Source organism: Enterobacter pseudoroggenkampii (assembly GCF_026420145.1).
In the GTDB taxonomy this organism is placed as follows: Bacteria; Pseudomonadota; Gammaproteobacteria; order Enterobacterales; family Enterobacteriaceae; genus Enterobacter; species Enterobacter pseudoroggenkampii.
This window is the reverse complement of the sequence record NZ_JAPMLV010000001.1, coordinates 76673-97785: the sequence shown is the minus strand read 5'-3', so window position 1 is coordinate 97785 and position 21113 is coordinate 76673. Positions and strand designations below refer to the sequence as shown.

The window sequence follows — 21113 nt, the reverse complement described above, 5'->3', positions numbered from 1 at the left end:
CCCCGTGGTTAAACAGTTTGTTGCCGTTGATCAATGGGCGTTCGATGCGACCTGACGCCCTGCAGCACGGTCCCAGATAATGGCCAGAACCAGTGCAACAACGGTAGGCATCAGCCAGGCCAGACCCTGCTCGGACAGCGGCAGACGCTGTGTCCATGCCGGCAGTATGTGCGCGAAAGCTGATGCTTTAATCCCGTCAAGGATACCAAAAATCAGGCTGATAAACATGGCTGGCGCAATAATTCGTGAAGAGTTGTTCCACCACGGGCGAGTAAAGCTCAACACCACCAGCACGATGCACGGCGGATAAATCGCCGTCAGCACCGGAATAGAGACCTGAATCAGGTGGCTCAGACCGAGGTTTGACACCGCCATAGAGAAGATGCCGAGGATAAACACCAGGGTGCGGTAAGAGAGCGGCAGATACTGTGCAAAGAACTCTGCGCAGGCGCAGGTCAGGCCAACCGCGGTGACCAGACAGGCCAGGAAGATGAGTGCCGCCAGCAGCATACTGCCCGCACCGCCGAAGGTGTGCTGAACGTAGGCGTGCAGGATAGCCGCACCGTTGGCGTTCTGATCGACCAGCATGGCGCTGTCGGAGCCCAGACGGAACAGCGCCAGATACAGCAGCGTCAGACCCACACCGGCCATCAGGCCAGCCCAGATGGTATAGCGGGTCAGCAGGCGCGCTTCGGTCACACCGCGGGAACGCGCGGCGTTAACGATAACGATACCAAACACCATGGCGCCCAGCGTATCCATCGTCAGGTAGCCGTTCACAAAGCCGTTAGAGAACGCGGCGTTTTTATAGGCGTCCATCGCATCGCTAATCGGGCCCGCTGGCCAGACGATGGCCGCTACCGCCAGAACAATCAGCGCCACAATTTTCAGCGGAGCCAGGAAGTTACCCACGGTATCCAGCAGTTTGCCCGGATAGAGGGAAACCAGAATCACGATCGCGAAGTAGATCAGGCTGTAGATAAACAGCGGCATCGCGCCGTCACCGGTCAGAGGAGCAATACCCACTTCGAAGGAAACGGTGGCCGTACGCGGGGTCGCAAACAGCGGGCCAACGGCCAGATAGCAGACGGTTGCCAGCAGAACGCCCGCCACTTTACCAATCGGGGTGCTAAGGCTATCCACACCGCCACCGACTTTCGCCAGCGCGACGACGGTGAGAACCGGCAGACCCACGGCAGTAATCAGGAAACCAAACGCGGCGGTCCAGACGTGTTCACCCGCCTGTAGGCCAACCATTGGAGGGAAAATGATGTTGCCTGCGCCAACGAACAGCGCAAATGTCATAAAGCCCAGCGCGATGATGTCACGCGATTTTAAGTGATGGGTCATAAAACCTTACTGCCTGTGGATGTGGTGTTGAAAACATTGAGATTTTCGATATCCCTGACGGGACGATACAGCCGAAAATTTGCTCAATTTCAGCGGGAAATGCTCCCGTCCTGGCGTGGAGAAGAATAGTTTTTCGATTTACCACGCAAATACAGTCGGTCTGACAGTATCTGGGGCGCAATTTAAACGCTTATAACGTTTAAAGGCAAGGTGGGATCGCAAAACCAGAACAATATGCCAGTATGAAAATACACGTTAGAATAATACGCTGTTTATAAGAAAAACCCATGGCTAATCATGCGAACAAAAAACAGACAGCCGTATAAAATTCATCCGCGTTTCGCTTGACTGCAAAGCAAACGGGCCAGCGATGGCTGACCCGTGGAAAGGTAAAATGACACGCCTGCCGTCAGGCGATCTTTTTGGCAATTAATCGTTCCGGAATAACGAAACTGAAACGGGTTCCTTTACCCAGCGTACTCTGAATATCGAGACGGCTTTCATGGTGATTCACCGCGTGTTTCACAATTGCCAGCCCCAGGCCGCTTCCGCCCGTCTGCCGGGATCGCGCTTTATCCACACGGTAAAAGCGCTCGGTCAGACGCGGAATATGCTCCGGCGCGATCCCCGGCCCATTGTCTTCCACGCTAAACTCCGCCCCCGTTGGGGCATGGTGCCAGCGCACCACGATATTTGTCCCCTCAGGCGTATGATTCACCGCGTTATACACCAGGTTGGAAATAGCGCTACGCAGTTCATCTTCGCTGCCCAGCACCTTCAGCGTATTGTCGACCTCAAAGGTCAGGTGATGCTTTTTGTGGCTTAACGTCTGCGCTTCACGCTCCACGACCCGCAGCATCATCGGGACATCAATGGTGTCATTTAGTGCCAGCGTTGGCGCCGCTTCAATCTTCGAGAGCGTCAGCAGCTGCTTCACCAGCCCTTCCATCCGGTGCGTTTGCTCGCGCATGGTGTGCAGCGCTTTTTCACGCGGCGCGCCTTCCAGCGTTTGCTCCTGCATCATTTCCAGGTAGCCCTGCAGCACGGTCAACGGGGTTCGCAGTTCGTGACTGACGTTGGCGAAGAAGTTGCGACGCGCCCCTTCCAGCTGGTGCATTTGGGTAACATCGCGCGCCACCATCAGCCACTGCTTATCGCTGTAGGGCATCACGCGGATCTCCAGATGGCGACCATTATTGAGCTTCAGATTGTGCGGACGGGTAAAATCACGCTTTTTCAGGTACAGCGTAAACTCGGGATAGCGCAGAAGGTTGAGGATATTTTGACCGTTGTCATCCGGCCAGCGCAGGCCCAGCAGCTGTTGCGCCAGGCCGTTACACCAGAAGATCGTCCCTTCTTCGGTTGTCAGAATCACGGCATCCGGCAGCGACTCTGCACCGCTGCGGAAACGCTTAATCAGGCTTCCCAGCTCGCGGCGACGCTTTTTATTACGCATCTGCATCTGATGCAGACCGTACAGCAGCGGCTCCCAGCTGCCGCTTCCCGGCGGCGGCGTCATACTTCGGTCAACCCACAGCCACCAGGAGAGGCGCAGCAGGTTCCAGAAATGCCAGATCAGCAGCCCGGTGACCGACGCCAGCAGAAACCACGGCAGGTGTCCAAGAAAGGCCCCAAGAAGGAAGGCCGGAATACAGCATAAGATCAGTTCAAAGACGAGCCTTTTCCATGACAGACGTTCCAGCACGCGTCACACTCCTGTCATTGTTCAGAAACGGGTAGAAAAACGATAACCCGTGCCGCGGACCGTCTGCACCATGCGATCGTGGCCGCTCAGTTCCAGTGCTTTTCGCAGGCGGCGAATATGTACGTCAACCGTCCGGTCTTCGACATACACGTTAGTTCCCCAGACGTTATTCAGCAACTGCTCGCGGCTGTACACGCGTTCCGGGTGGGTCATAAAGAAGTGCAGGAGTTTAAATTCGGTAGGCCCCATGTCGAGGGGATTTTCACCGGTCATCACGCGGTGTGAGGTGGGATCAAGGCTCAGCCCCTGCATCTCAATCACCTCTTCCACCGCCATCGGCGAAATACGGCGCATCACGGCTTTAATGCGGGCGACCAGCTCTTTAGGGGAGAACGGTTTGGTAATGTAATCGTCCGCGCCGGTCTCAAGACCGCGCACGCGATCCTCTTCTTCTCCGCGCGCCGTAAGCATCACAACCGGGATGTCGCGGGTCAGCGCTTCACGCTTCAGGTGTTTGATAAACTGCAGTCCGGAGCCGCCAGGCAACATCCAGTCCAGCAGAATCAGATCGGGCCAGGGTTCATTCAGCTGGTTCACTGCGCTGTCATAATCTTCCGCTTCAACCGGCTGGAAACCGTTTTGCTCGAGCACGAAGCACACCATTTCACGAATTGGAGCTTCATCTTCTACGACCAGAATACGTCTCGCCATACTTTGCCCTGTCTTATCTTATTTAAGTTACAAGTTTGTAATTCGGCGCCATTATGCGTCAGATTTATGACAGATTTATGAAAAACAGTACCACGATAACGGGCAAACCGTTGTTTTATTACAGCGGTTATTTTCCCTTCTCTGAACGTTTATAATCCTGCTTTCTCTTTTTTGCCACGGATCAGCTATGCGCATACTTCACACCTCGGACTGGCATCTGGGTCAAAATTTTTACAGCAAAAGCCGTGCGGCTGAACATGAAGCGTTCCTGAACTGGCTGCTGGAAACGGCCCGGACGCACGAGGTGGACGCGATTATTGTGGCGGGTGACATCTTTGATACCGGCTCGCCCCCCAGCTATGCGCGTGAACTGTATAACCGCTTCGTGGTGAATCTGCAGCAAACCGGCTGTCACCTGGTGATTGTCGCCGGCAACCATGATTCCGTCGCCACGCTCAATGAATCCCGCGATATCCTGGCATTTCTCAATACCACCGTGGTCGCCAGCGCCGGGCACGCCCCGCAGATCCTGAATAAACGCGACGGCTCGCCGGGGGCTGTGCTGTGTCCGATACCGTTTTTACGTCCGCGGGACATCGTGCAAAGCCAGGCAGGGCTGTCGGGTGCAGAAAAGCAGCAACATCTGTTACAGGCCATCACCGACTATTACCGCCAGCAGCACGCCGAAGCCTGTGCCCTGCGGGGTGAACAGCCTATTCCGGTGATTGCAACCGGGCATCTCACCACCGTCGGGGCCAGTAAAAGTGACGCCGTGCGTGACATCTATATCGGTACGCTGGATGCCTTTCCGGCGCAGAACTTCCCGCCAGCCGACTACATTGCGCTCGGACACATTCACCGCGCGCAGGTTATTGGCGGCAGCGAGCACATCCGCTACTGCGGCTCCCCTATTTCGCTCAGCTTTGACGAAACAGGGAAAGCCAAATCCGTGCATCTGGTGAGCTTCAGCGAGGGAAAACTCCGCGCCGTCGAGACGCTGGAAGTACCGGTCACCCAGCCGCTGGCGGTGCTGAAAGGCGATCTCGATGCCATCACCGCCCAGCTGGAACAGTGGCGCGGTGTCGAACAAGATCCCCCCGTCTGGCTGGATATCGAAATCACCACCGATGACTACCTGCACGATATGCAGCGCAAAATTCAGGCGCTGACGGAGGATTTGCCCGTCGAAGTCTTACTGGTCCGCCGCAGCCGCGAGCAGCGCGAGAAAATTCTGTTAAGCGCTCAACGTGAAACGCTCAGTGAACTGCGGGTTGAAGAGGTGTTTGAACGCAGGCTCTCGCAGGAAGAGATTGACGACGCGAAGCGCGCAAGACTCAGCGAACTGTTCAGCCGTACCCTGCATGCGCTCAATGATGAGGAAGAAAACGCATGAAAATTTTGAGCCTGCGCCTGAAAAATCTCAACTCACTCAAGGGCGAGTGGAAAATTGACTTTACCGAGGAGCCGTTTGCCAGCAACGGGCTGTTTGCCATCACCGGCGCGACCGGGGCAGGAAAAACTACCCTGCTCGACGCCATCTGTCTGGCGCTTTATCACGAAACGCCGCGACTGCAGAAGGTCTCTCAGGCGCAAAATGATCTGATGACGCGCGACACCGCCGAATGCCTGGCAGAAGTGGAGTTCGAGGTAAAAGGCACCGCCTATCGCGCCTTCTGGAGCCAGAACCGGGCGCGCAACCAGCCGGACGGGAACCTGCAGGCACCGCGCGTGGAGCTGGCGCGCTGTGAAGATGGCAAAATCCTGGCCGACAAAGTGTCGGATAAGCTGGAGCAAACCGCCGCGCTTACCGGGCTGGACTACGGGCGCTTTACCCGCTCGATGCTGCTGTCACAGGGGCAGTTTGCCGCCTTCCTTAATGCCAAACCGAGCGATCGTGCCGAGCTGCTGGAAGAGCTGACCGGCACCGAGATCTACGGCCAGATTTCCGCCATGGTGTTTGAAAAACATAAAGCCGCCCGCAGCGTGCTTGAAAAGTGCGAGGCGCAGGCGGCGGGCGTCGTTCTGTTGAGCGAAGAACAGCAGCAGCAGTTACAGCAAAGTTTGCAGGCACTTACTGACGAAGAGAAAACCCTGCTGGTTCAGCAGCAAAGCCAGCAGAAAGATTTTCAGTGGCTTACGCGTCATGATGAGCTCGTGCGCGAGCAACAGCGCGTCACCGCGACGCAGCAGCAGGCGCAACAGGCGCTGACGAACGCTGCGCCAGAGCTGGCAAAGCTCCAGCTTGCTCTGCCCGCCGCCCAGCTTCGACCGCTCTGGGAACATCAGCAGGAGCAAACCGCGCGTCTGGCACAGACGCAGCAGCGAATTATCGAAGTAAATACTCGCTTACAAGCCAGAACCGCGCTGCGTTCACGTATCCGCAATGCCGCCCTGCGTAACCACGAACAGCTTCAGACCGAACTGACGGCGCTGGCGCAGTGGCTGGCGGAGCACGATCGCTATCGGCTGCTGGGACAGGAGATTGCCGGCTGGCGCGCCCAGTTCTCGCAGCTTAACCGCGATAAAACGCAGTTAGCCTCGCTTGCTGCGCGGATGAGTGAATTACGCAACAGGCTGGCTGAGATGCCGGAAAATGCGCTGACCCTGACGGCGGATGAGGTCAGCGCGGCCATGGAGCAGCAGTCCCGGTCACGCACGCTGCGCCAGCGGCTAACGTCGCTGCATGCCCGCTATCAGCCGCTGCAAAAGCGCCTGCGCCAGAGCGGTGAAAGCGTGCAGAAGGCGCAGGCCGAACAAAATAAACTCAATGAAACGCTGACGCTGCGCCGCCAGCAGTACAAAGAGAAACACCAGCACTATCTGGACCTGAAGGCCCTGTGCGAACGCGAAGCGACGATTAAAGACCTGGAAAGCTATCGTGCCCGGCTTGAGGCCGGCAAACCCTGTCCGCTGTGCGGCTCCAGCGAGCATCCCGCCGTTGAGCAATACCAGTCGCTTGAGCTGACGGATAACCAGCGCCGCCGTGATGCCCTGGAAAAAGAGGTCGCCGCGCTTAAAGAGGAAGGCCTGCTGGTGCTGGGACAGGTTAATGCCCTGACTCAGCAGATCCAGCGCGAGACAGACGAAGTTCAGACGCTCTCTCAGGAAGAGCAAGCACTCACTAAAGAGTGGATCGAGGCCTGTGCTTCCCTGAATATAGCGTTGAATATTCAGGACGATATCGCGCCATGGCTGAACGAGCAGGAACAGTACGAGCGCCAGCTTTATCAGCTCAGCCAACGTCTGACCCTGCAAAACCAGTTGAACGAGCAGGAAGCGCAGGAGCGACAGTATCAGCAGCAGCTGACGGCCGCGCGACAGGCGCTGGAACACGCCCTGCTCTCGCTATCACTCAACGTACCTGAAGACGGTAATGAAGCCGCCTGGCTGCACGCCCGCGAAGCGGAATTCTCGCAGTGGCAGGAGAAGCAAACGCAGCACGGCGTGCTTCAGGAACGCATAAACGCCCTGAAGCCGCTGCTCGACGCGCTTCCGGCAACGAACAGCGCAGACGCCGAACCGGTTATTCCTGACAACTGGCGCGACATCCACGACGAGTGCGTGTCGCTACAGAGCCAGCTGACCGCGCAACAGCAGCAGGAGACGCTGGAGCAAGAGCGTCTGCAACAGTCGCAGACGCAGTTCACCGCGGCGCTCTCGGCAAGCTGCTTTGCCGATCGGGACGCGTTCCTTGCCGCGCTGTTGGATGACGACGCTATTCGCCACCTTGAACAGCTGAAACAGTCGCTGGAAAACCAGATACAGCAGGCCGCGGCCCTTTCCGGCCAGGCTAACCAGCAGCTGCAGGCTCATCTGGCGCTGCGGCCGGAAGGGCTCGACGCCGATGCCCCCACGCTGCAAAGCCAGCTGCAGCAGCTGGCGCAGCGGCTGCGCGAGAACACCACGCATCAGGGCGAGATCCGTCAGCAGCTTAAGCAGGACAGCGATAACCGTCAGCACCAGTTGGCGTTGATGCAGCAAATTGAAGAGGCCGCGCGCCAGGCGGACGACTGGGGGTACCTGAACGCGCTGATCGGCTCCAGCACCGGCGACAAGTTCCGTAAGTTCGCCCAGGGACTGACGCTGGACAATCTTGTCTGGCTCGCAAACCAGCAGCTTAACCGTCTGCACGGGCGTTATCTGCTGCAGCGTAAGGCCAGTGACGCGCTGGAGCTGGAAGTGGTCGATACCTGGCAGGCGGATGCGGTTCGCGATACCCGTACGCTCTCGGGCGGTGAAAGCTTCCTGGTCAGCCTGGCGCTGGCGCTGGCCCTTTCCGATCTGGTGAGTCATAAGACGCGGATCGATTCCCTGTTCCTGGATGAAGGGTTCGGCACGCTCGACAGTGAAACGCTGGATACCGCGCTGGATGCGCTCGACGCGCTGAACGCCACCGGGAAAACCATCGGCGTGATCAGCCACGTTGAGGCGATGAAAGAGCGCATTCCGGTGCAGATTAAGGTGAAGAAGATCAACGGCCTGGGGTATAGCAGGCTGGATAAGGTGTTTGCGGTGGAATGAATGGGGTGATCGTGCGGTCTGATGCCCTCACCCTAACCCTCTCCCACAGGGAGAGGGAATAAACGTTTATTCTGGCCATAACCACGCCGCGCCGCGCACGCCGCTGGAGTCCCCGTGCAGCGCTTTGCGGATCGGGGTTTCGCATTCACCGCCGAAGACCCACTGTTTCACCAGGTTCGGCACCGTGGCGTACAGCCGATCGACGTTGCTCATGCCGCCACCCAGCACTATCACGTCAGGATCGAGAATATTCACCACGTGAGCCAGCGATTTCGCCAGCCGCATTTCGTAGCGGCTAAGCGCCAGTTCGGCGACAGGATCCTGTTCTTCGACCAGACGCATGATTTCGTTGCCCTTGAGCGGCTGGCCGCTCAGACGGCGGTAGTCGGTCGCAAACCCGGTGCCGGAGATAAACGTCTCGATACAGCCCTGTTTTCCGCAGTAGCACGGAACTTCAGCGCGGTATTTAAGCTCGTCTTCATCCATCCACGGTAGCGGGTTGTGTCCCCACTCGCCCGCCGTGCCGTTGCCGCCGATATGGGCGCGCCCCCCGAACGCCACCCCCGCGCCGCAGCCGGTGCCGATAATAACGGCAAACACGGTCTGGGCACCCGCTGCCGCGCCGTCGATGGCCTCAGAGACCGCCAGGCAGTTGGCATCGTTGGCCAGACGCACGTCCCGGTTCAGACGCGCGCTTAAATCTTTATCAAACGGCTGGCCGTTGAGCCAGGTGGAGTTAGCATTTTTAACCACGCCGGTATACGGCGAGATCGACCCTGGGATCCCCATCCCGACGCTGCCGGTTTGCCCAGTCGCCTGCTCTGCCATCTCAACCAGCCTGGCAATCGTCTCGATAGTCTGGTGATAATCATCGCGCGGCGTCGGCAGACGATGGCGAAACAGCTGCTCCCCCTGCTCGCTCAGTGCGATAACTTCTGTTTTGGTGCCGCCCAAATCGATCCCAATACGCACAAGACTCTCCTCATTATTTTGATTATCAACAGAGTAGAAGCACGCTTCCCGATTAGCAATGCAAGCGATGCGACAATTCGTTATCATGCCCGCTGATTTAACGACAAGGCCGTGGAAATTATCATGCTGTGGTTCAAAAATTTGATGGTTTACCGTCTCAGCCGCGACGTTTCGCTGCGTGCAGAAGAGATGGAAAAACAGTTAGCCGCTTATACCTTTTCCCCTTGCGGTAGCCAGGATATGGCGAAAACCGGTTGGGTTCCGCCAATGGGTTCACAAAGCGATGCACTGACCCACGCCAGCAGCACGGGTCAAATCATCGTCTGCGCCCGTAAAGAAGAGAAAATCCTGCCGACGCCGGTGGTTAAGCAGGCGCTCGAAGCGAAAATTTTCAAGCTGGAAGCCGAACAGGGCCGCAAGCTGAAAAAGACCGAAAAAGATTCGCTGAAAGACGAAGTGCTGCACTCCCTGCTGCCGCGCGCCTTCAGCCGCTTCAGCCAGACCATGATGTGGATCGATACCGTTAACGGGCTGATCATGGTGGACTGCGCCAGCGCCAAGAAAGCAGAAGATACGCTGGCCCTGCTGCGCAAAAGCATCGGCTCGTTACCGGTCGTGCCGCTGGCGCTGGAAACGCCAATTGAGTTAACGCTGACCGAATGGGTACGCAGCGGTGCTGCGGCACAGGGTTTCCAGATCCTTGATGAAGCCGAGCTGAAAGCCCTGCTGGAAGACGGTGGCGTGATCCGCGCGAAGAAGCAGGATCTGGTGAGCGACGAGATCGCCGTACACATCGAAGCGGGTAAAGTGGTCACCAAACTGGCGCTCGACTGGCAGCAGCGTATTCAGTTCGTGATGTGCGACGACGGCTCCGTGAAGCGTCTGAAGTTCTGCGATGAGCTGCGCGATCAGAACGAAGATATCGACAGGGAAGATTACGCCCAGCGTTTTGACGCGGACTTCATCCTGATGACCGGCGAGCTGGCCGCGTTGATTCAGAATCTGGTGGAAGGTCTCGGCGGCGAAGCGCAGAGATAACGGGCAAAACGTAGGCCGGGTAAGCGTTAGCGCCACCCGGCTAATTTTTTATTTCAGGTAGCGGCACAGATAAGAGGTAGGCTCAGCCACCTGCAAATGAAATTCGCTGTGGCCAGGGACGTTGAAAACTTGTCCGGCAGCGTAAACTTTCCATTCCGTTTCACCCGGCAGCAGGACGTTCAGCGCGCCGCTGACCACCGTCATTTCTTCCGCTTCCGCGGTGCCAAAGGTGTATTCCCCTTCCGCCATTACGCCGACACTGGCGCGGCCAGTGCTGCTGCTGGTAAAACCAATGGATTTCACTTTACCGGAAAAGTATTCGTTACTCTGAAGCATGAACTGGCCCTTATATTTTTAGATAAAAATTCACTATAGGGGCCATGCTCATCACCTGTCACGCAAAATCATTACATGAGGAGTTCCGAGGCCAGGCGAGCCATCAGAACGTTGGATAACAGCACCGGCACATCCAGCGCTTTTTGCAGCAAATCACGATGATGCTGGTGGAACCCCAGGCAGTCCAGGATCAAGACATCTGCCCCTCTCTCCAGCAGCTCCTTCCCGGCAGCAATGAGTTTAGCGTCACTGTCCCAGAACGGATTTGCCAGCGCATACAAGGGCACTTTTTCCAGCACGTGCCATTTTGCCTCCTGGTTATCCATGAGCTCCTCAATGGGAACAATCACCCCCACCTGATGACCATCAACGATAGAGGCCACCAGCGGCGGAATGATGCGCATCGGTTCCAGCAAAATCGCATTACGCGCCGTGAGACCTTTAATGGGGGCAGTACTCATCAGCAAAATAACGTCGTAACCTTGATTATCGAGCACTTCTATCACGCCCTGCAGCGAGCGCTCGATTTTCTGGCGTGAAACGTGCGCCAGTTTACCGTCACTTAATAACGTCGCCAGGGGATCCTCCCCCGCCTCGACAGCGTAGTCTTCCATGACCTCTTCCCGACTCATCTTCCCCAGCAGGCTGAGATGCGTTATCTGTTGTTCAGATACGTGCTCGGTTAAGAGCGGTAACACTTCGCTTACAGGGACCACACCAATGGTGAGGATCGCCAACGTTGCCTTCATTTTTATCGCCTTCCATTACTCCAACATCGTGTACACAGGTACAGGCTCACTACGCTGCACAGTTCATTTTTTCAACAAAACAGCACCAAGCGTAGCAGGTGATCCCGACATCGAAATGTAAAGATCGCCTGCCGATACCGGAGTTACTTGTAATAACTAAATATTAACTCCTGCTTAACTTTCCCGATGAGTAAAAAGTGTGATTCAGGCACGATCCTGGAGCGTTTAGGAAAACATTCAGGTTATGTCGGGATCTTCATAGCGCCGTTTCGCATCCAGCGCTTCCTGCTCAGTCTCGTGTTCACTGATCAGCGAGTCCGGTTTTGGGTGATCCGCACGCAGTTGATACCAGGTCACGGTATGACCCGTATGGCCTTTTTCAACGGTAACAATGCGCGCTTCACGCGGATAGGGAGGTCTGGTTGGCATAGCTCATCCTTTTTTTATGTCTGAGCTATAAGTATAGACGCCGCTTAGCTGGCACACGCCAAACGCAGGGCGGTAATAATCTGAATCACAACGTCTTCGGGAGTGGCTGACGCATCCACCACGTGGTGAGCCGCTTCGCGGTATAACGCATCGCGTTCGGCCAGCACTTCACTCACCTCTTCGTTGAGTGGCCTGGAGGTCAGCGCAGGGCGTTGCCCCTCTTCCGGATAAGCTTCCAGACGCCCTACCAGAGCCGACACCGGCGCGCTGAGATAAATCACGATCCCCTTTTCGCGCATAAAGTGACGATTACACTCCGCCAGAACAATGCCCCCCCCGGTCGCGATCACGGCAGACGGGGAAGTGACCGCTTTCAGTGCGGCGGTTTCGCGTGCGCGAAAGCTTTCCCATCCCTCTTGCTCAACGATCTCAGCGATGGTTTTTCCGGCCTCGGTTTGCAGCCAGTGGTCGGTATCAACAAACTGGCGATGACACACGCGTGCCAGCTCCAGGCCAACGGTGGTTTTCCCACAGCCGCGGGGGCCAACTAAAAAGATGGGTTGGGTCATGCCAGGTGTTCCCCTTGATGCCGAATGGCTGAAGAGTGTAAAGAAATAATTGCAGAAGATGTTTCGATTACTTTACTGCAAAGCGGTACGGGATGACAACCCTGTGGAGGCCACACTGTACCACAAATTGACAATAATTATCATTACGCTGTACGGCGCTTCACTTCCAGCAGCCATTTATCCAGCTCGGCAGCGAACTGCTGGCGATCGCGCTGGGACAAGCTGTCCGGTCCACCGGTCTGCACGCCGCTGGCCCGCATCGTATCCATAAAATCGCGCATGGTGAGCTTTTCCCGAATGGTCGAAGGCGAGTAACGCTCCCCGCGCGGATTGAGCGCCGCCGCCCCTTTCTCGAGCACTTCAGCGGCCAGCGGAATATCCGCAGTGATCACCAGATCCTCCGCGCTGCACAGGCGAACAATTTCGTTATCCGCCACGTCGAACCCGGCCGGCACGCGCAAAGAGCGGATGAACCGCGAAGGCGGTACGCGAATGTTCTGGTTTGCCACCAGCGTTAGCGGCATCTGAACGCGCTCGGCGGCGCGAAATAAAATCTCTTTAATCACATTCGGACACGCGTCCGCATCAACCCAAATCGCCATATTGTCTCCCCATAATGACTCTGTCGACTATTGTCGCCTGCATTTCGTTGTTAAGCTATCAATCAGAGAAAACAACGCATAATGACGGAGAATCGTGATGGACAAGAAAATCGGGTTTATCGGCTGCGGTAACATGGGCAAAGCCATCCTGGGCGGTCTGATCGCCAGCGGGCAGGTGCTGCCGGGTCAGATTTGGGTCTATACCCCGTCACCGGACAAGGTCGCCGCATTGCGCGATCAGTACGGGATCAACGCTGCCGAAAGCGCGCAGGAAGTGGCCCAGGTCGCCGATATCGTCTTTGGCGCCGTCAAGCCGAACATCATGATCAAAGTGCTGAGCGATATCACCTCCAGCCTGAACAAAGAGACGCTGGTCGTGTCGATTGCCGCGGGCGTCACGCTCGATCAGCTGGCGCGCGCGCTGGGCCACGACCGCAAAATCGTCCGTGCGATGCCAAACACCCCTTCACTGGTCAACGCCGGCATGACCTCCGTCACGCCTAACGCGCTGGTGACCACGGAAGAAGTGGCCGATGTGCTGAACATTTTCCGCTGCTTTGGTGAAGCTGAAGTGATTGCCGAATCGATGATCCATCCGGTGGTCGGCGTGAGTGGCTCAGCCCCTGCCTATGTATTCATGTTTTTAGAAGCGATGGCCGACGCCGCCGTGCTTGGCGGAATGCCGCGCGCGCAGGCGTATAAGTTCGCCGCGCAGGCCGTCATGGGCTCCGCCAAAATGGTGCTGGAAACCGGCAAACACCCGGGTGAACTGAAAGATATGGTCTGCTCCCCGGGCGGTACCACCATCGAAGCGGTGCGGGTGCTGGAAGAGCGCGGGTTCCGCTCGGCGGTCATTGAAGCGATGGCAAAATGCATGGAAAAATCAGAGAAGCTGAGTAAATCCTGATACACTCCATCGGGCGTCAGGCCGCCACTTCGGTGCGGCCACGCCCGGCATTTTTCGCCCTGTAGAGCGCCACGTCAGCCGCCTTCAGCCATTCCCGATAATGTCCAAACTGCGGTCCCCAGGGGGCAACGCCTACGCTGATGCGCAGCGCTTCTTTTGGCGCGCACGGTAACGTCAGGTTTTCCAGCCGCTCATGCAACCGCGACATCACGGCGATGGCGCTTTCCGCTGCTGTCTGGGACATGATCACCGCAAACTCATCCCCACCAAACCGGCCGATAGCATCGCCTGACCGTACTGACCGCTGGAGCTGGCGCGTAATAGCAATGATCGCCTCATCGCCCACGTCGTGCCCCCAGGTGTCGTTGATGTTTTTAAAGTGGTCGATATCAATCAGCAGTATCGTGGCGGTGCTGTGGTCGCGCCGACAATGCTCAAATTCATTTCGCAACAGCATTTCCCAGTGTCGGCGGTTAAAGACCCCGGTCATGCCGTCCCGGGTGCTCATCATTTCCAGCCGCTGCTTGTGCTCAGCAAGCCTGACGGCGGTGCGGTGGCTGAGCCAGGCAAACAGCATAGGATAAAATACGAGAACAGGCAGCGTTAAGCCCCACTCCACCGGGTCGGGGTTAAAGACGGCCACGCGGCCGACAAGCGGCAGCGTCACCAGCGCGGAGAGCAGGGTCAACAGGATCCCCGGAATAAACAGACGACAACCGCCGGAGCCCATCATATTCATCCCCACCATCATCACCAGCGCTGCCGTGGGTAACGCATTCATCCCCATCACGCCTATCCAGAGCCCGGCAATAATGGCATCTATTTTAAGATTGAAAGTTTCCTGCTGATGAGGTGACGTGGCCCGGCAGGATAGCTGCCAGGCGAAATGGGGCCAGACGAACGACCACCCCACCAGTAAAAGCCACCAGCCTCCGGGTAAAAAATGGGTGACCAGTATTCCCGCAACCGGGAAAAACATCGCCGCCAGCCCCACGGCGCGCGCCAGCCTAACTCGCCGGGCAAACTGAATGCCAGCGCGGTGAGGGTCATCCTGAGAAAGGGTTAAATTCCACTCTTCCCGAATGCGCTTTTTGTTGTAATACGTTTCATCATTCATCATTTTTGGGAATATTCTGAAACATTTTCCCAAATTATAGAGAGGGGGTCTGCGGGGAAAGTATGAAATTTCGGGTGAGCCGCCGGAGCCGCTCACCCGTTAGAACTACACTTTTTTCTTCAGGCAGGCACTCATGAACTTGCTGCGGTCGTCCCCTTTCAGGGACTGTTCGGTTGCCTTCGCATTACACTCGCGCATTTTTTGCTGCTGCGGGGTCAGGCTTTTTTCAGCCGGCTTCGCGGCGCCGTTTTTGAGGCAGTCGCTCATGTAGGTCTTGCGAGCATCGCCCTTCAGACTCTGAGACGTCGCCTGTTGATTACAGGTGGTCATACGCTGCTGCTGCGGCGTTAACGTTTTCTCTTCCGCGTTCGCCGATGCGACCAGGAACAGGCCGGAGAGCAGAGTAACCAGTAATGTTGTTTTCATTGCACCATCCTTTTGTGAACATTCCCTGTAAGTCTGGTTCGTGACAGGGAAAAAACCAGCCGACAGATGTGATTTCCGCCGGGATTTTATCATTTCAGACCCAGCGCCGCCTTCATGGTGTAGAACAGATCCGTTTGATCCGTCAGGCCTACCACGTTGGCCGCATGCGGACCGTAGGCGGCAATGCGCAACTGGGTGCCCGTGTGCTCCATGGACTCTTCTTCAGAGTTGCCGTAGCTCATCACCATGACGGAGCCGTCTTTGGTGTTCAGCGCCTGCGTCAGGCCAGGGGCCTTGGTATCTGGCGGAATGATCTGGCTGGCGTGCGCATGGTCCGCGGTGACGATCACCAGGGTGTTACCGTCTTTTTTCGCGAACGCGAGCGCCTTCTGCACCGCTTCGTCCAGATCGACGGTTTCGCCAATCTGACCGCACGGATTCGCGGCATGATCCTGTTTATCGATCGACGCGCCCTCAACCTGCAGGAAGAACCCTTTTTCGCTCTTGCTCAAAAGAGAGATCGCTTTATCGGTCATCGCCGCCAGCGTCGGTATGCTGTCCGTACGTTTCGGGTTCGGCGTACAGGTCACGGCAGGCTGATCGATGTTGCCGTGATAAGAGGCTTTTGGTCCTTCCCAGCGCACGGGCATGTTGCCGTCAGAGAACAGCCCCAGCAGCGGCTTGTCCTGGTTCGCCTCGCTTATCGCCGCCAGAGCATTTGCGTCACTCACCAGCTGATAGCCGCGAGCCTGCGCCTGCTCGTGCAGCGTTTTGCCCTGCCACTCGCCCGCCGTCGCGGTTTCCGCGAAGGTTTTCGCTCCGCCGCCCAGGGTCACGTCAGGACGCGCGTTCAGCAGCTGTTCCGTAATCGAGCCTTTGCCTCCTTTTTCCAGCGCATTCGTTGGGCATTTTTCGCTGGTCGCTGACGGGCCGTAGCACTTACGCGAGGTCACGTGTGCCACCAGCGCCGCAGGCGTCGCATCCTGAAGTTCAGCGGTGGAGACGTTGCCGGTCGCCAGGCCCGCCGCTTTTGCCATCTCCAGAAGGGTTTGATGATCTTTCTCGTGAATATCCACGCTCAGCGCACCATTATAAGTTTTCACGCCGGTGGACCACGCCGTGGCAGAGGCCGCGGAGTCCGTTACGTAATCCGGTTTACCGGTTTTTTTATCCAGCGCGTAATGGGTATATTGTCCGGTCAGTGGTAAGGCGTCGATACCTTTAAAAAAGCCGCCCGCTCCCTCAGCATAATTTCGCGCCGCCGTGATTTCGGAATCGCCCATTCCATCGCCAATCAGCAGAATAATATTTTTCGCCGGCTTATCATTCAGCGAAGCGCGAATAGCGGCAGTTTGATCTTCTGATAAACGGCGCGCGCCGCCAGGCTGGGTGATATCCCCTTTTGCCGCACGATTATCCAGCACGCTGGTTTGCGTCGTATCAGCATAAATGGCAGGGGTAATTAACAGGGGAAGTAATGCAATGAAAAGTGCGCTCTGTTTCAATTTATTTTCTCCATGTACAAATACATAAAAATAAAAACAGAGCGACTATAGGCATCCTGCATGACAATTCTATGACACGTCGTTACGTCCTGTGACGGTTTAGCTGCGCGGATGCCTTAACAGCTTCTTTACGTACTGGTGGAGCATCTCGGCATCCTCAACCGGAACCTGCGATTCAGGCCTGACGCTGTCCAGCGCACCTTCCACGCTCTCTATCAACGCCTGTTGATCGGTTTTTGCCATTTGTCGCAGCAGCGCGGTGACGACAATTTCAAGCGCTTCGACCTGAGCCACCAGCTCTTTTGACTCTTCTTCCTTTTGTGCCAGCTTAACCAGCAATTCAGCAATGAGGTTTTTCATCGTGCCAGTTCCTTTTTCAGTTTTGTCTGACGTTATCACTCTGAATCCATATTGCAAAGAGAAGAAATTAATTATGGTATGCAAAAGTGACACAGGAACAGAAATAAAGAGATAGCGCCGTGATCGAAACGTTTTTCTATAAAAAGACGCCGCATTTTGTTATATAAAAATGCGGCGACCATAAGAATATATAATACATCTGCGAAATTGTTATCTCGCCGATTTGGCCTCCGCCATTTGTCTGCGGCGTCGCAGCGCAATAGCCAGCTGGATAATATTGATTAAAACAACAATCGCTGTCGCCGCAAATACCCAGCGAAAACCGGCCATCGCGGAAACGGATGCGCCAATAAGCGGACCGGCAACATTCCCCAGATACATAAATGACTGGTTATATCCAAAAATACGCCCCGTCACCTGGTCGCTGGAATATTTAACCAGCAGGGTCTGCACCGCAGGCAACATGGCGCCATCAGCAAACCCGAGCAGAAATCGCAATACGCCAAGCTGAAGCGGAGAGGTGACAAACGACATCGCGAAGAAGAGTACCACCGCAAAGATCAGCGTCGCCATCAGGATGCGCGCCGTGCCGATCCTGTCACCCAGTTTTCCCAGACGCGGCGCGGAAATCAGGGCGGATACGCCCGGCACGGCGGCAATCATGCCGCTCAGAAAAGCGATATTGGTGCTATCCGGCTCCATCGACTTGATAAACAGCGCCAGAATCGGACCGACCGAACCGTTACAAAGCTGGATCACCATGGTGGTCACAAACAGGCTGATCATCAGTCCCGGATAGGGCAGCGAGGCGAAGACGGCCTTGCCGCTGAGGCGTTCAGATTTACTGATAACCGGACGGCCCCCCTCTTTAATAAGAAAGAGCGTCACCAGAAAACTGACCACCAGCAGAACCGCAGTGATGATAAATACCGCGCGTAGCCCGACGTGGTCCGCCAGAAAGCCCCCCAGCAGCGGACCGCCGATGACGCCGCTGATCTGTGCCGTGGAAAGCGTACTCAGCGCCCAGCCGCTTCGCTCGCGCGGCACCTGAGAGGCGACCAGCGCCATGGCATTCGGAATGTACCCGGATGTCAGCCCCATCACCGCGCGCAGGAAAAACAGCTGCCAGACGTTGGTGGCGAAGGCCTGCAGCAGAATGGCAATCGCCATCCCGAGCGAGGCGCGCAGCAGCATAAGTTTTCGGCCTTTCCGATCCGCCAGGCTGCCCCACATCGGAGACACAATGGCGGAGACCAGAAACGTGACGCTGAACGTCAGACCGGACCACATGGAGAGCGCTTCATGCGAAGTCACCCCCAGCTGCGAGACGTACAGCGGCAGGAACGGCAGGATCTGGCTGATGGCCAACCCGGTGAAGAAGCAGCCGAACCAGACCGAGATGAGATTAACTTTCCAGGATTCCATAAAGAAATAGTCTTCATTTTTAGGCGAATTCGCCGTCAGATTAGCAAGTTACGCGTTTTGACGTCGCACCAGAGATGCGTCCTGACTGACTTTGGTGTTTTATCTTCCCAGTCATCATATTTGTGAAATAAGTCACAATTCATCCATTTTTTGGCGGAATATTATGCTTCACCGACAGAGTCCGAAACCGCGCATGCCCAGATGAAAATGGTTGGCATGCGCCGCGTTATACTCCGGCCCCAGGCCGTTTCCGTAGTAGCCGCAGCTTGCCGCCAGCATGGCCTTCAGCCATGGCTGCGTTGTTGCCGCCTTCCAGCCGTTCATCACCGTGACGCGTTCACCGTTCGCCAGACGAAAAGCGGCAATATCCAGCGCCTCAGCCGTAGCATGTTCACTGCGTCGCGCGTCAGGGCGGTGGTAAATATTGCGGCAGGCAAAGCTGCCGAGATGATCGATACGCGCCAGGTCGCTGCCCGTATAGCGTTTTGTCAGCGGCCGGGCCTGCTGACTGATAAAGAGGGCTGAGCTGAGCGCCAGCGGACAGCTGGCGAGAAAACTGCTGTTCAGGCCGACCGGACCGAAGTCACGCACGCGTACAACGTTATTAAGCGGACACGCGCCGCCCCTGTCAGCCACCGGCTGGGTGCGGATGAGATCTCTTTGGTTAGCCTGCGAAAGCAGGCTCGCGCACGCCTCGGGGGTTAAGCGCCGAAGCTTATACTGGGTGATTCGACCCGGCGGGTCGTCAAGCGTCAGCGGCATGAAAGGGTTGTAGTAAGGCGGCAACCTGCGGTAACCCACCGTTGCGATGGCCAAAATGATAAATACGGTCAGCAGCGTTTTTCCTTTCACTCTCCCCCCTCAACATTCCCCAAAACATTATGGCAGAAGGCCGCGAAACCCGCCGGGCATCGTGGTATGTTATTGGCTTTTCGTCAGACTGGAAGAGAGTGAGATGGCTAAGCAGCGCGTAGGTATTGTCTTTGGGGGAAAATCAGCGGAGCACGAAGTGTCATTGCAATCGGCCAAAAATATCGTTGATGCGATCGATAAAAGCCGCTTCGACGTGGTGCTGCTGGGCATTGATAAACAGGGCCAGTGGCACGTTAACGATGCCAGCCAGTATCTGCTGAATGCTCACGATCCGGCACACATCGCCCTTAATCCTTCGGAAGTGAGCGTCGCCACCGTACCCGGCGTCGTGAAGGGGCAGCTTATCGACGCCGGCAATGCTCAGGCTCTCGCCCAGATCGACGTTGTCTTCCCTATCGTTCACGGCACACTGGGGGAAGATGGTTCCCTGCAGGGAATGCTGCGCATGGCCAACCTGCCGTTCGTCGGCTCGGACGTCCTCGGCTCTGCCGCATGCATGGACAAAGACGTCACCAAACGCCTGCTGCGCGATGCCGGGCTGAACATTGCACCATTCGTGACCCTCACACGCGCCAACCGCGACAAACACAGCTTCGCGCAAATTAGCGGAGAGCTGGGTCTGCCGCTGTTTGTGAAGCCTGCAAACCAGGGCTCCTCCGTGGGCGTCAGCAAAGTGACCAGCGAAGCTGAGTTCACGCAGGCCGTCCGCCTGGCGTTTGAGTTCGACCATAAAGTGGTGGTTGAGCAGGGTATTAAAGGCCGTGAAATTGAGTGCGCCGTGCTGGGCAACGATTTCCCACAGGCGAGCACCTGCGGAGAGGTGGTGTTAAACAGCGACTTCTACTCGTACGACACCAAATACATTGATGATAAAGGCGCCCAGGTTGTCGTGCCTGCGGATCTCGATCCGGCGGTTAACGATAAGATCCGGGCGATCGCCATACATGCTTATCAGACGCTCGGCTGCTGCGGCATGGCGCGCGTGGATGTGTTCCTGACGGCGGAAAACGAGGTGGTGATCAATGAAATCAACACGCTGCCGGGGTTCACTAACATCAGCATGTATCCAAAGCTGTGGCAGGCAAGTGGCCTGAGCTACCCGGAATTGATCACCCGCCTGATCGAACTGGCGCTGGAGCGTCACGCCGCCGACAGCGCGCTTAAAAGTTCCGTAAACGGTTAATCGGCGCGCTTCGCCGACTCCGCCTCATCCGCTGTCGTCTCTTCAGGACGACGGCGGATAATCAACCCCGCCAGCCAGAAACTGATCACCCAGGTCACCAGCCCAACGGCATACGTTTGCCAGCCTTTTGCCTCAAACCCCAACAGGCCCGCAACACCGTTAAGAATAAAGATCAGCCCGATAGCGAAGGCGTAGTAGTGCCAGTCTCGGCGTAGTTTGGACGTGAGCTTCATAACAACTCCGGCAGGAAAAAAAGACATCCTCTCACAGATTTACGGCCAGGTCTGTGGCAGATACGGAAATTCTGAAACGCGACGCAATTTCAGTTAAGTCAT

The 21113-nt window shown here is 56.5% G+C and carries 21 protein-coding genes; 5 read left to right on the top strand and 16 right to left on the bottom strand.

Annotated elements, in window-relative coordinates; genetic code table 11:
• Window positions 1-30: 30 nt before the first annotated feature.
• The 3 genes from brnQ to phoB all read right to left on the bottom strand — a co-directional run bounded on the left by brnQ (window position 31) and on the right by phoB (window position 3766).
• The gene (gene brnQ / locus OTG14_RS00475; protein WP_024906795.1) at window positions 31-1350 is read right to left on the bottom strand and encodes a branched-chain amino acid transporter carrier protein BrnQ; all 1320 of its coding nucleotides are present in this window, start codon (window positions 1348-1350) and stop codon (window positions 31-33) included.
• A 409-nt stretch (window positions 1351-1759) separates the two neighbouring features.
• Window positions 1760-3055 (bottom strand): phosphate regulon sensor histidine kinase PhoR, encoded by a 1296-nt coding sequence (phoR, locus tag OTG14_RS00470; protein ID WP_023310544.1) that lies wholly within the window; start codon window positions 3053-3055, stop codon window positions 1760-1762.
• A 21-nt stretch (window positions 3056-3076) separates the two neighbouring features.
• Window positions 3077-3766: a phosphate response regulator transcription factor PhoB gene (phoB, locus tag OTG14_RS00465; RefSeq protein ID WP_008503265.1), complete on the bottom strand. Its 690-nt coding sequence runs from the start codon at window positions 3764-3766 to the stop codon at window positions 3077-3079.
• Window positions 3767-3953: 187 nt separating this feature from the next.
• Between phoB and sbcD the strand changes: the two genes are divergently transcribed.
• Both sbcD and sbcC read left to right on the top strand, forming a co-directional pair.
• Window positions 3954-5159, top strand: a complete 1206-nt coding sequence (gene sbcD / locus OTG14_RS00460) for an exonuclease subunit SbcD (protein WP_248272983.1) — start codon at window positions 3954-3956, stop codon at window positions 5157-5159.
• A complete protein-coding gene (gene sbcC / locus OTG14_RS00455) occupies window positions 5156-8287 on the top strand; it encodes an exonuclease subunit SbcC (protein WP_267214439.1) in 3132 nt (1043 codons plus the stop codon). The genes sbcD and sbcC overlap by 4 nt, the downstream gene beginning before the upstream one ends.
• A 66-nt stretch (window positions 8288-8353) precedes the next feature.
• On the opposite strand, the gene mak is transcribed toward sbcC, so the two are convergent.
• A complete protein-coding gene (gene mak, locus OTG14_RS00450) occupies window positions 8354-9259 on the bottom strand; it encodes a fructokinase (RefSeq protein WP_148768940.1) in 906 nt (301 codons plus the stop codon).
• A gap of 123 nt (window positions 9260-9382) precedes the next feature.
• On the opposite strand from mak, the gene rdgC reads away from it, so the two are divergent.
• Window positions 9383-10297 (top strand): recombination-associated protein RdgC, encoded by a 915-nt coding sequence (rdgC, locus tag OTG14_RS00445; RefSeq protein ID WP_023310540.1) that lies wholly within the window; start codon window positions 9383-9385, stop codon window positions 10295-10297.
• 48 nt (window positions 10298-10345) lie between these two features.
• On the opposite strand, the gene ppnP is transcribed toward rdgC, so the two are convergent.
• The 5 genes from ppnP to OTG14_RS00420 form a co-directional block, all read right to left on the bottom strand.
• On the bottom strand, window positions 10346-10633 hold the full coding sequence (ppnP, locus tag OTG14_RS00440) for a pyrimidine/purine nucleoside phosphorylase (protein WP_008503270.1): 288 nt from the start codon (window positions 10631-10633) through the stop codon (window positions 10346-10348).
• Window positions 10634-10704: 71 nt separating this feature from the next.
• A complete protein-coding gene (locus OTG14_RS00435; RefSeq protein WP_024906791.1) occupies window positions 10705-11382 on the bottom strand; it encodes an AroM family protein in 678 nt (225 codons plus the stop codon).
• 237 nt (window positions 11383-11619) lie between these two features.
• On the bottom strand, window positions 11620-11811 hold the full coding sequence (gene yaiA / locus OTG14_RS00430) for a protein YaiA (protein ID WP_023334675.1): 192 nt from the start codon (window positions 11809-11811) through the stop codon (window positions 11620-11622).
• Window positions 11812-11855: 44 nt separating this feature from the next.
• Window positions 11856-12380, bottom strand: a complete 525-nt coding sequence (gene aroL, locus OTG14_RS00425; protein ID WP_267214438.1) for a shikimate kinase AroL — start codon at window positions 12378-12380, stop codon at window positions 11856-11858.
• 143 nt (window positions 12381-12523) lie between these two features.
• The gene (locus tag OTG14_RS00420) at window positions 12524-12982 is read right to left on the bottom strand and encodes a YaiI/YqxD family protein (protein WP_010428006.1); all 459 of its coding nucleotides are present in this window, start codon (window positions 12980-12982) and stop codon (window positions 12524-12526) included.
• Between the two features lie 97 nt (window positions 12983-13079).
• Here OTG14_RS00420 and proC point away from each other — a divergent pair, with 97 nt between their 5' ends.
• Window positions 13080-13889: a pyrroline-5-carboxylate reductase gene (proC, locus tag OTG14_RS00415; protein WP_024906789.1), complete on the top strand. Its 810-nt coding sequence runs from the start codon at window positions 13080-13082 to the stop codon at window positions 13887-13889.
• Window positions 13890-13905: 16 nt separating this feature from the next.
• Here proC and adrA read toward each other — a convergent pair whose 3' ends face one another.
• From adrA to OTG14_RS00385, 6 genes are all read right to left on the bottom strand, one after another.
• Window positions 13906-15009: a diguanylate cyclase AdrA gene (adrA, locus tag OTG14_RS00410; RefSeq protein ID WP_208763551.1), complete on the bottom strand. Its 1104-nt coding sequence runs from the start codon at window positions 15007-15009 to the stop codon at window positions 13906-13908.
• A 102-nt stretch (window positions 15010-15111) separates the two neighbouring features.
• Complete coding sequence (psiF, locus tag OTG14_RS00405) at window positions 15112-15432, bottom strand: phosphate starvation-inducible protein PsiF (RefSeq protein WP_023334671.1); 321 nt, start codon at window positions 15430-15432, stop codon at window positions 15112-15114.
• 89 nt (window positions 15433-15521) lie between these two features.
• The gene (gene phoA, locus OTG14_RS00400; protein WP_267214437.1) at window positions 15522-16937 is read right to left on the bottom strand and encodes an alkaline phosphatase; all 1416 of its coding nucleotides are present in this window, start codon (window positions 16935-16937) and stop codon (window positions 15522-15524) included.
• 99 nt (window positions 16938-17036) lie between these two features.
• Window positions 17037-17297, bottom strand: a complete 261-nt coding sequence (gene iraP / locus OTG14_RS00395; protein WP_024906786.1) for an anti-adapter protein IraP — start codon at window positions 17295-17297, stop codon at window positions 17037-17039.
• A 210-nt stretch (window positions 17298-17507) separates the two neighbouring features.
• Window positions 17508-18722 carry a multidrug efflux MFS transporter gene (locus OTG14_RS00390; RefSeq protein ID WP_024906785.1) on the bottom strand — a complete coding sequence of 405 codons (1215 nt, stop codon included), beginning with the start codon at window positions 18720-18722 and terminating at the stop codon, window positions 17508-17510.
• Between the two features lie 168 nt (window positions 18723-18890).
• A complete protein-coding gene (locus OTG14_RS00385; RefSeq protein WP_267214436.1) occupies window positions 18891-19574 on the bottom strand; it encodes an extensin-like domain-containing protein in 684 nt (227 codons plus the stop codon).
• Window positions 19575-19677: 103 nt separating this feature from the next.
• Between OTG14_RS00385 and ddlA the strand changes: the two genes are divergently transcribed.
• Window positions 19678-20778 carry a D-alanine--D-alanine ligase gene (ddlA, locus tag OTG14_RS00380; protein WP_267214435.1) on the top strand — a complete coding sequence of 367 codons (1101 nt, stop codon included), beginning with the start codon at window positions 19678-19680 and terminating at the stop codon, window positions 20776-20778.
• On the opposite strand, the gene OTG14_RS00375 is transcribed toward ddlA, so the two are convergent.
• Window positions 20775-21011: a DUF2754 domain-containing protein gene (locus OTG14_RS00375; protein ID WP_248272989.1), complete on the bottom strand. Its 237-nt coding sequence runs from the start codon at window positions 21009-21011 to the stop codon at window positions 20775-20777. The two genes, ddlA and OTG14_RS00375, sit on opposite strands and share 4 nt — an antisense overlap.
• Between the last annotated feature and the right edge of the window lie 102 nt (window positions 21012-21113).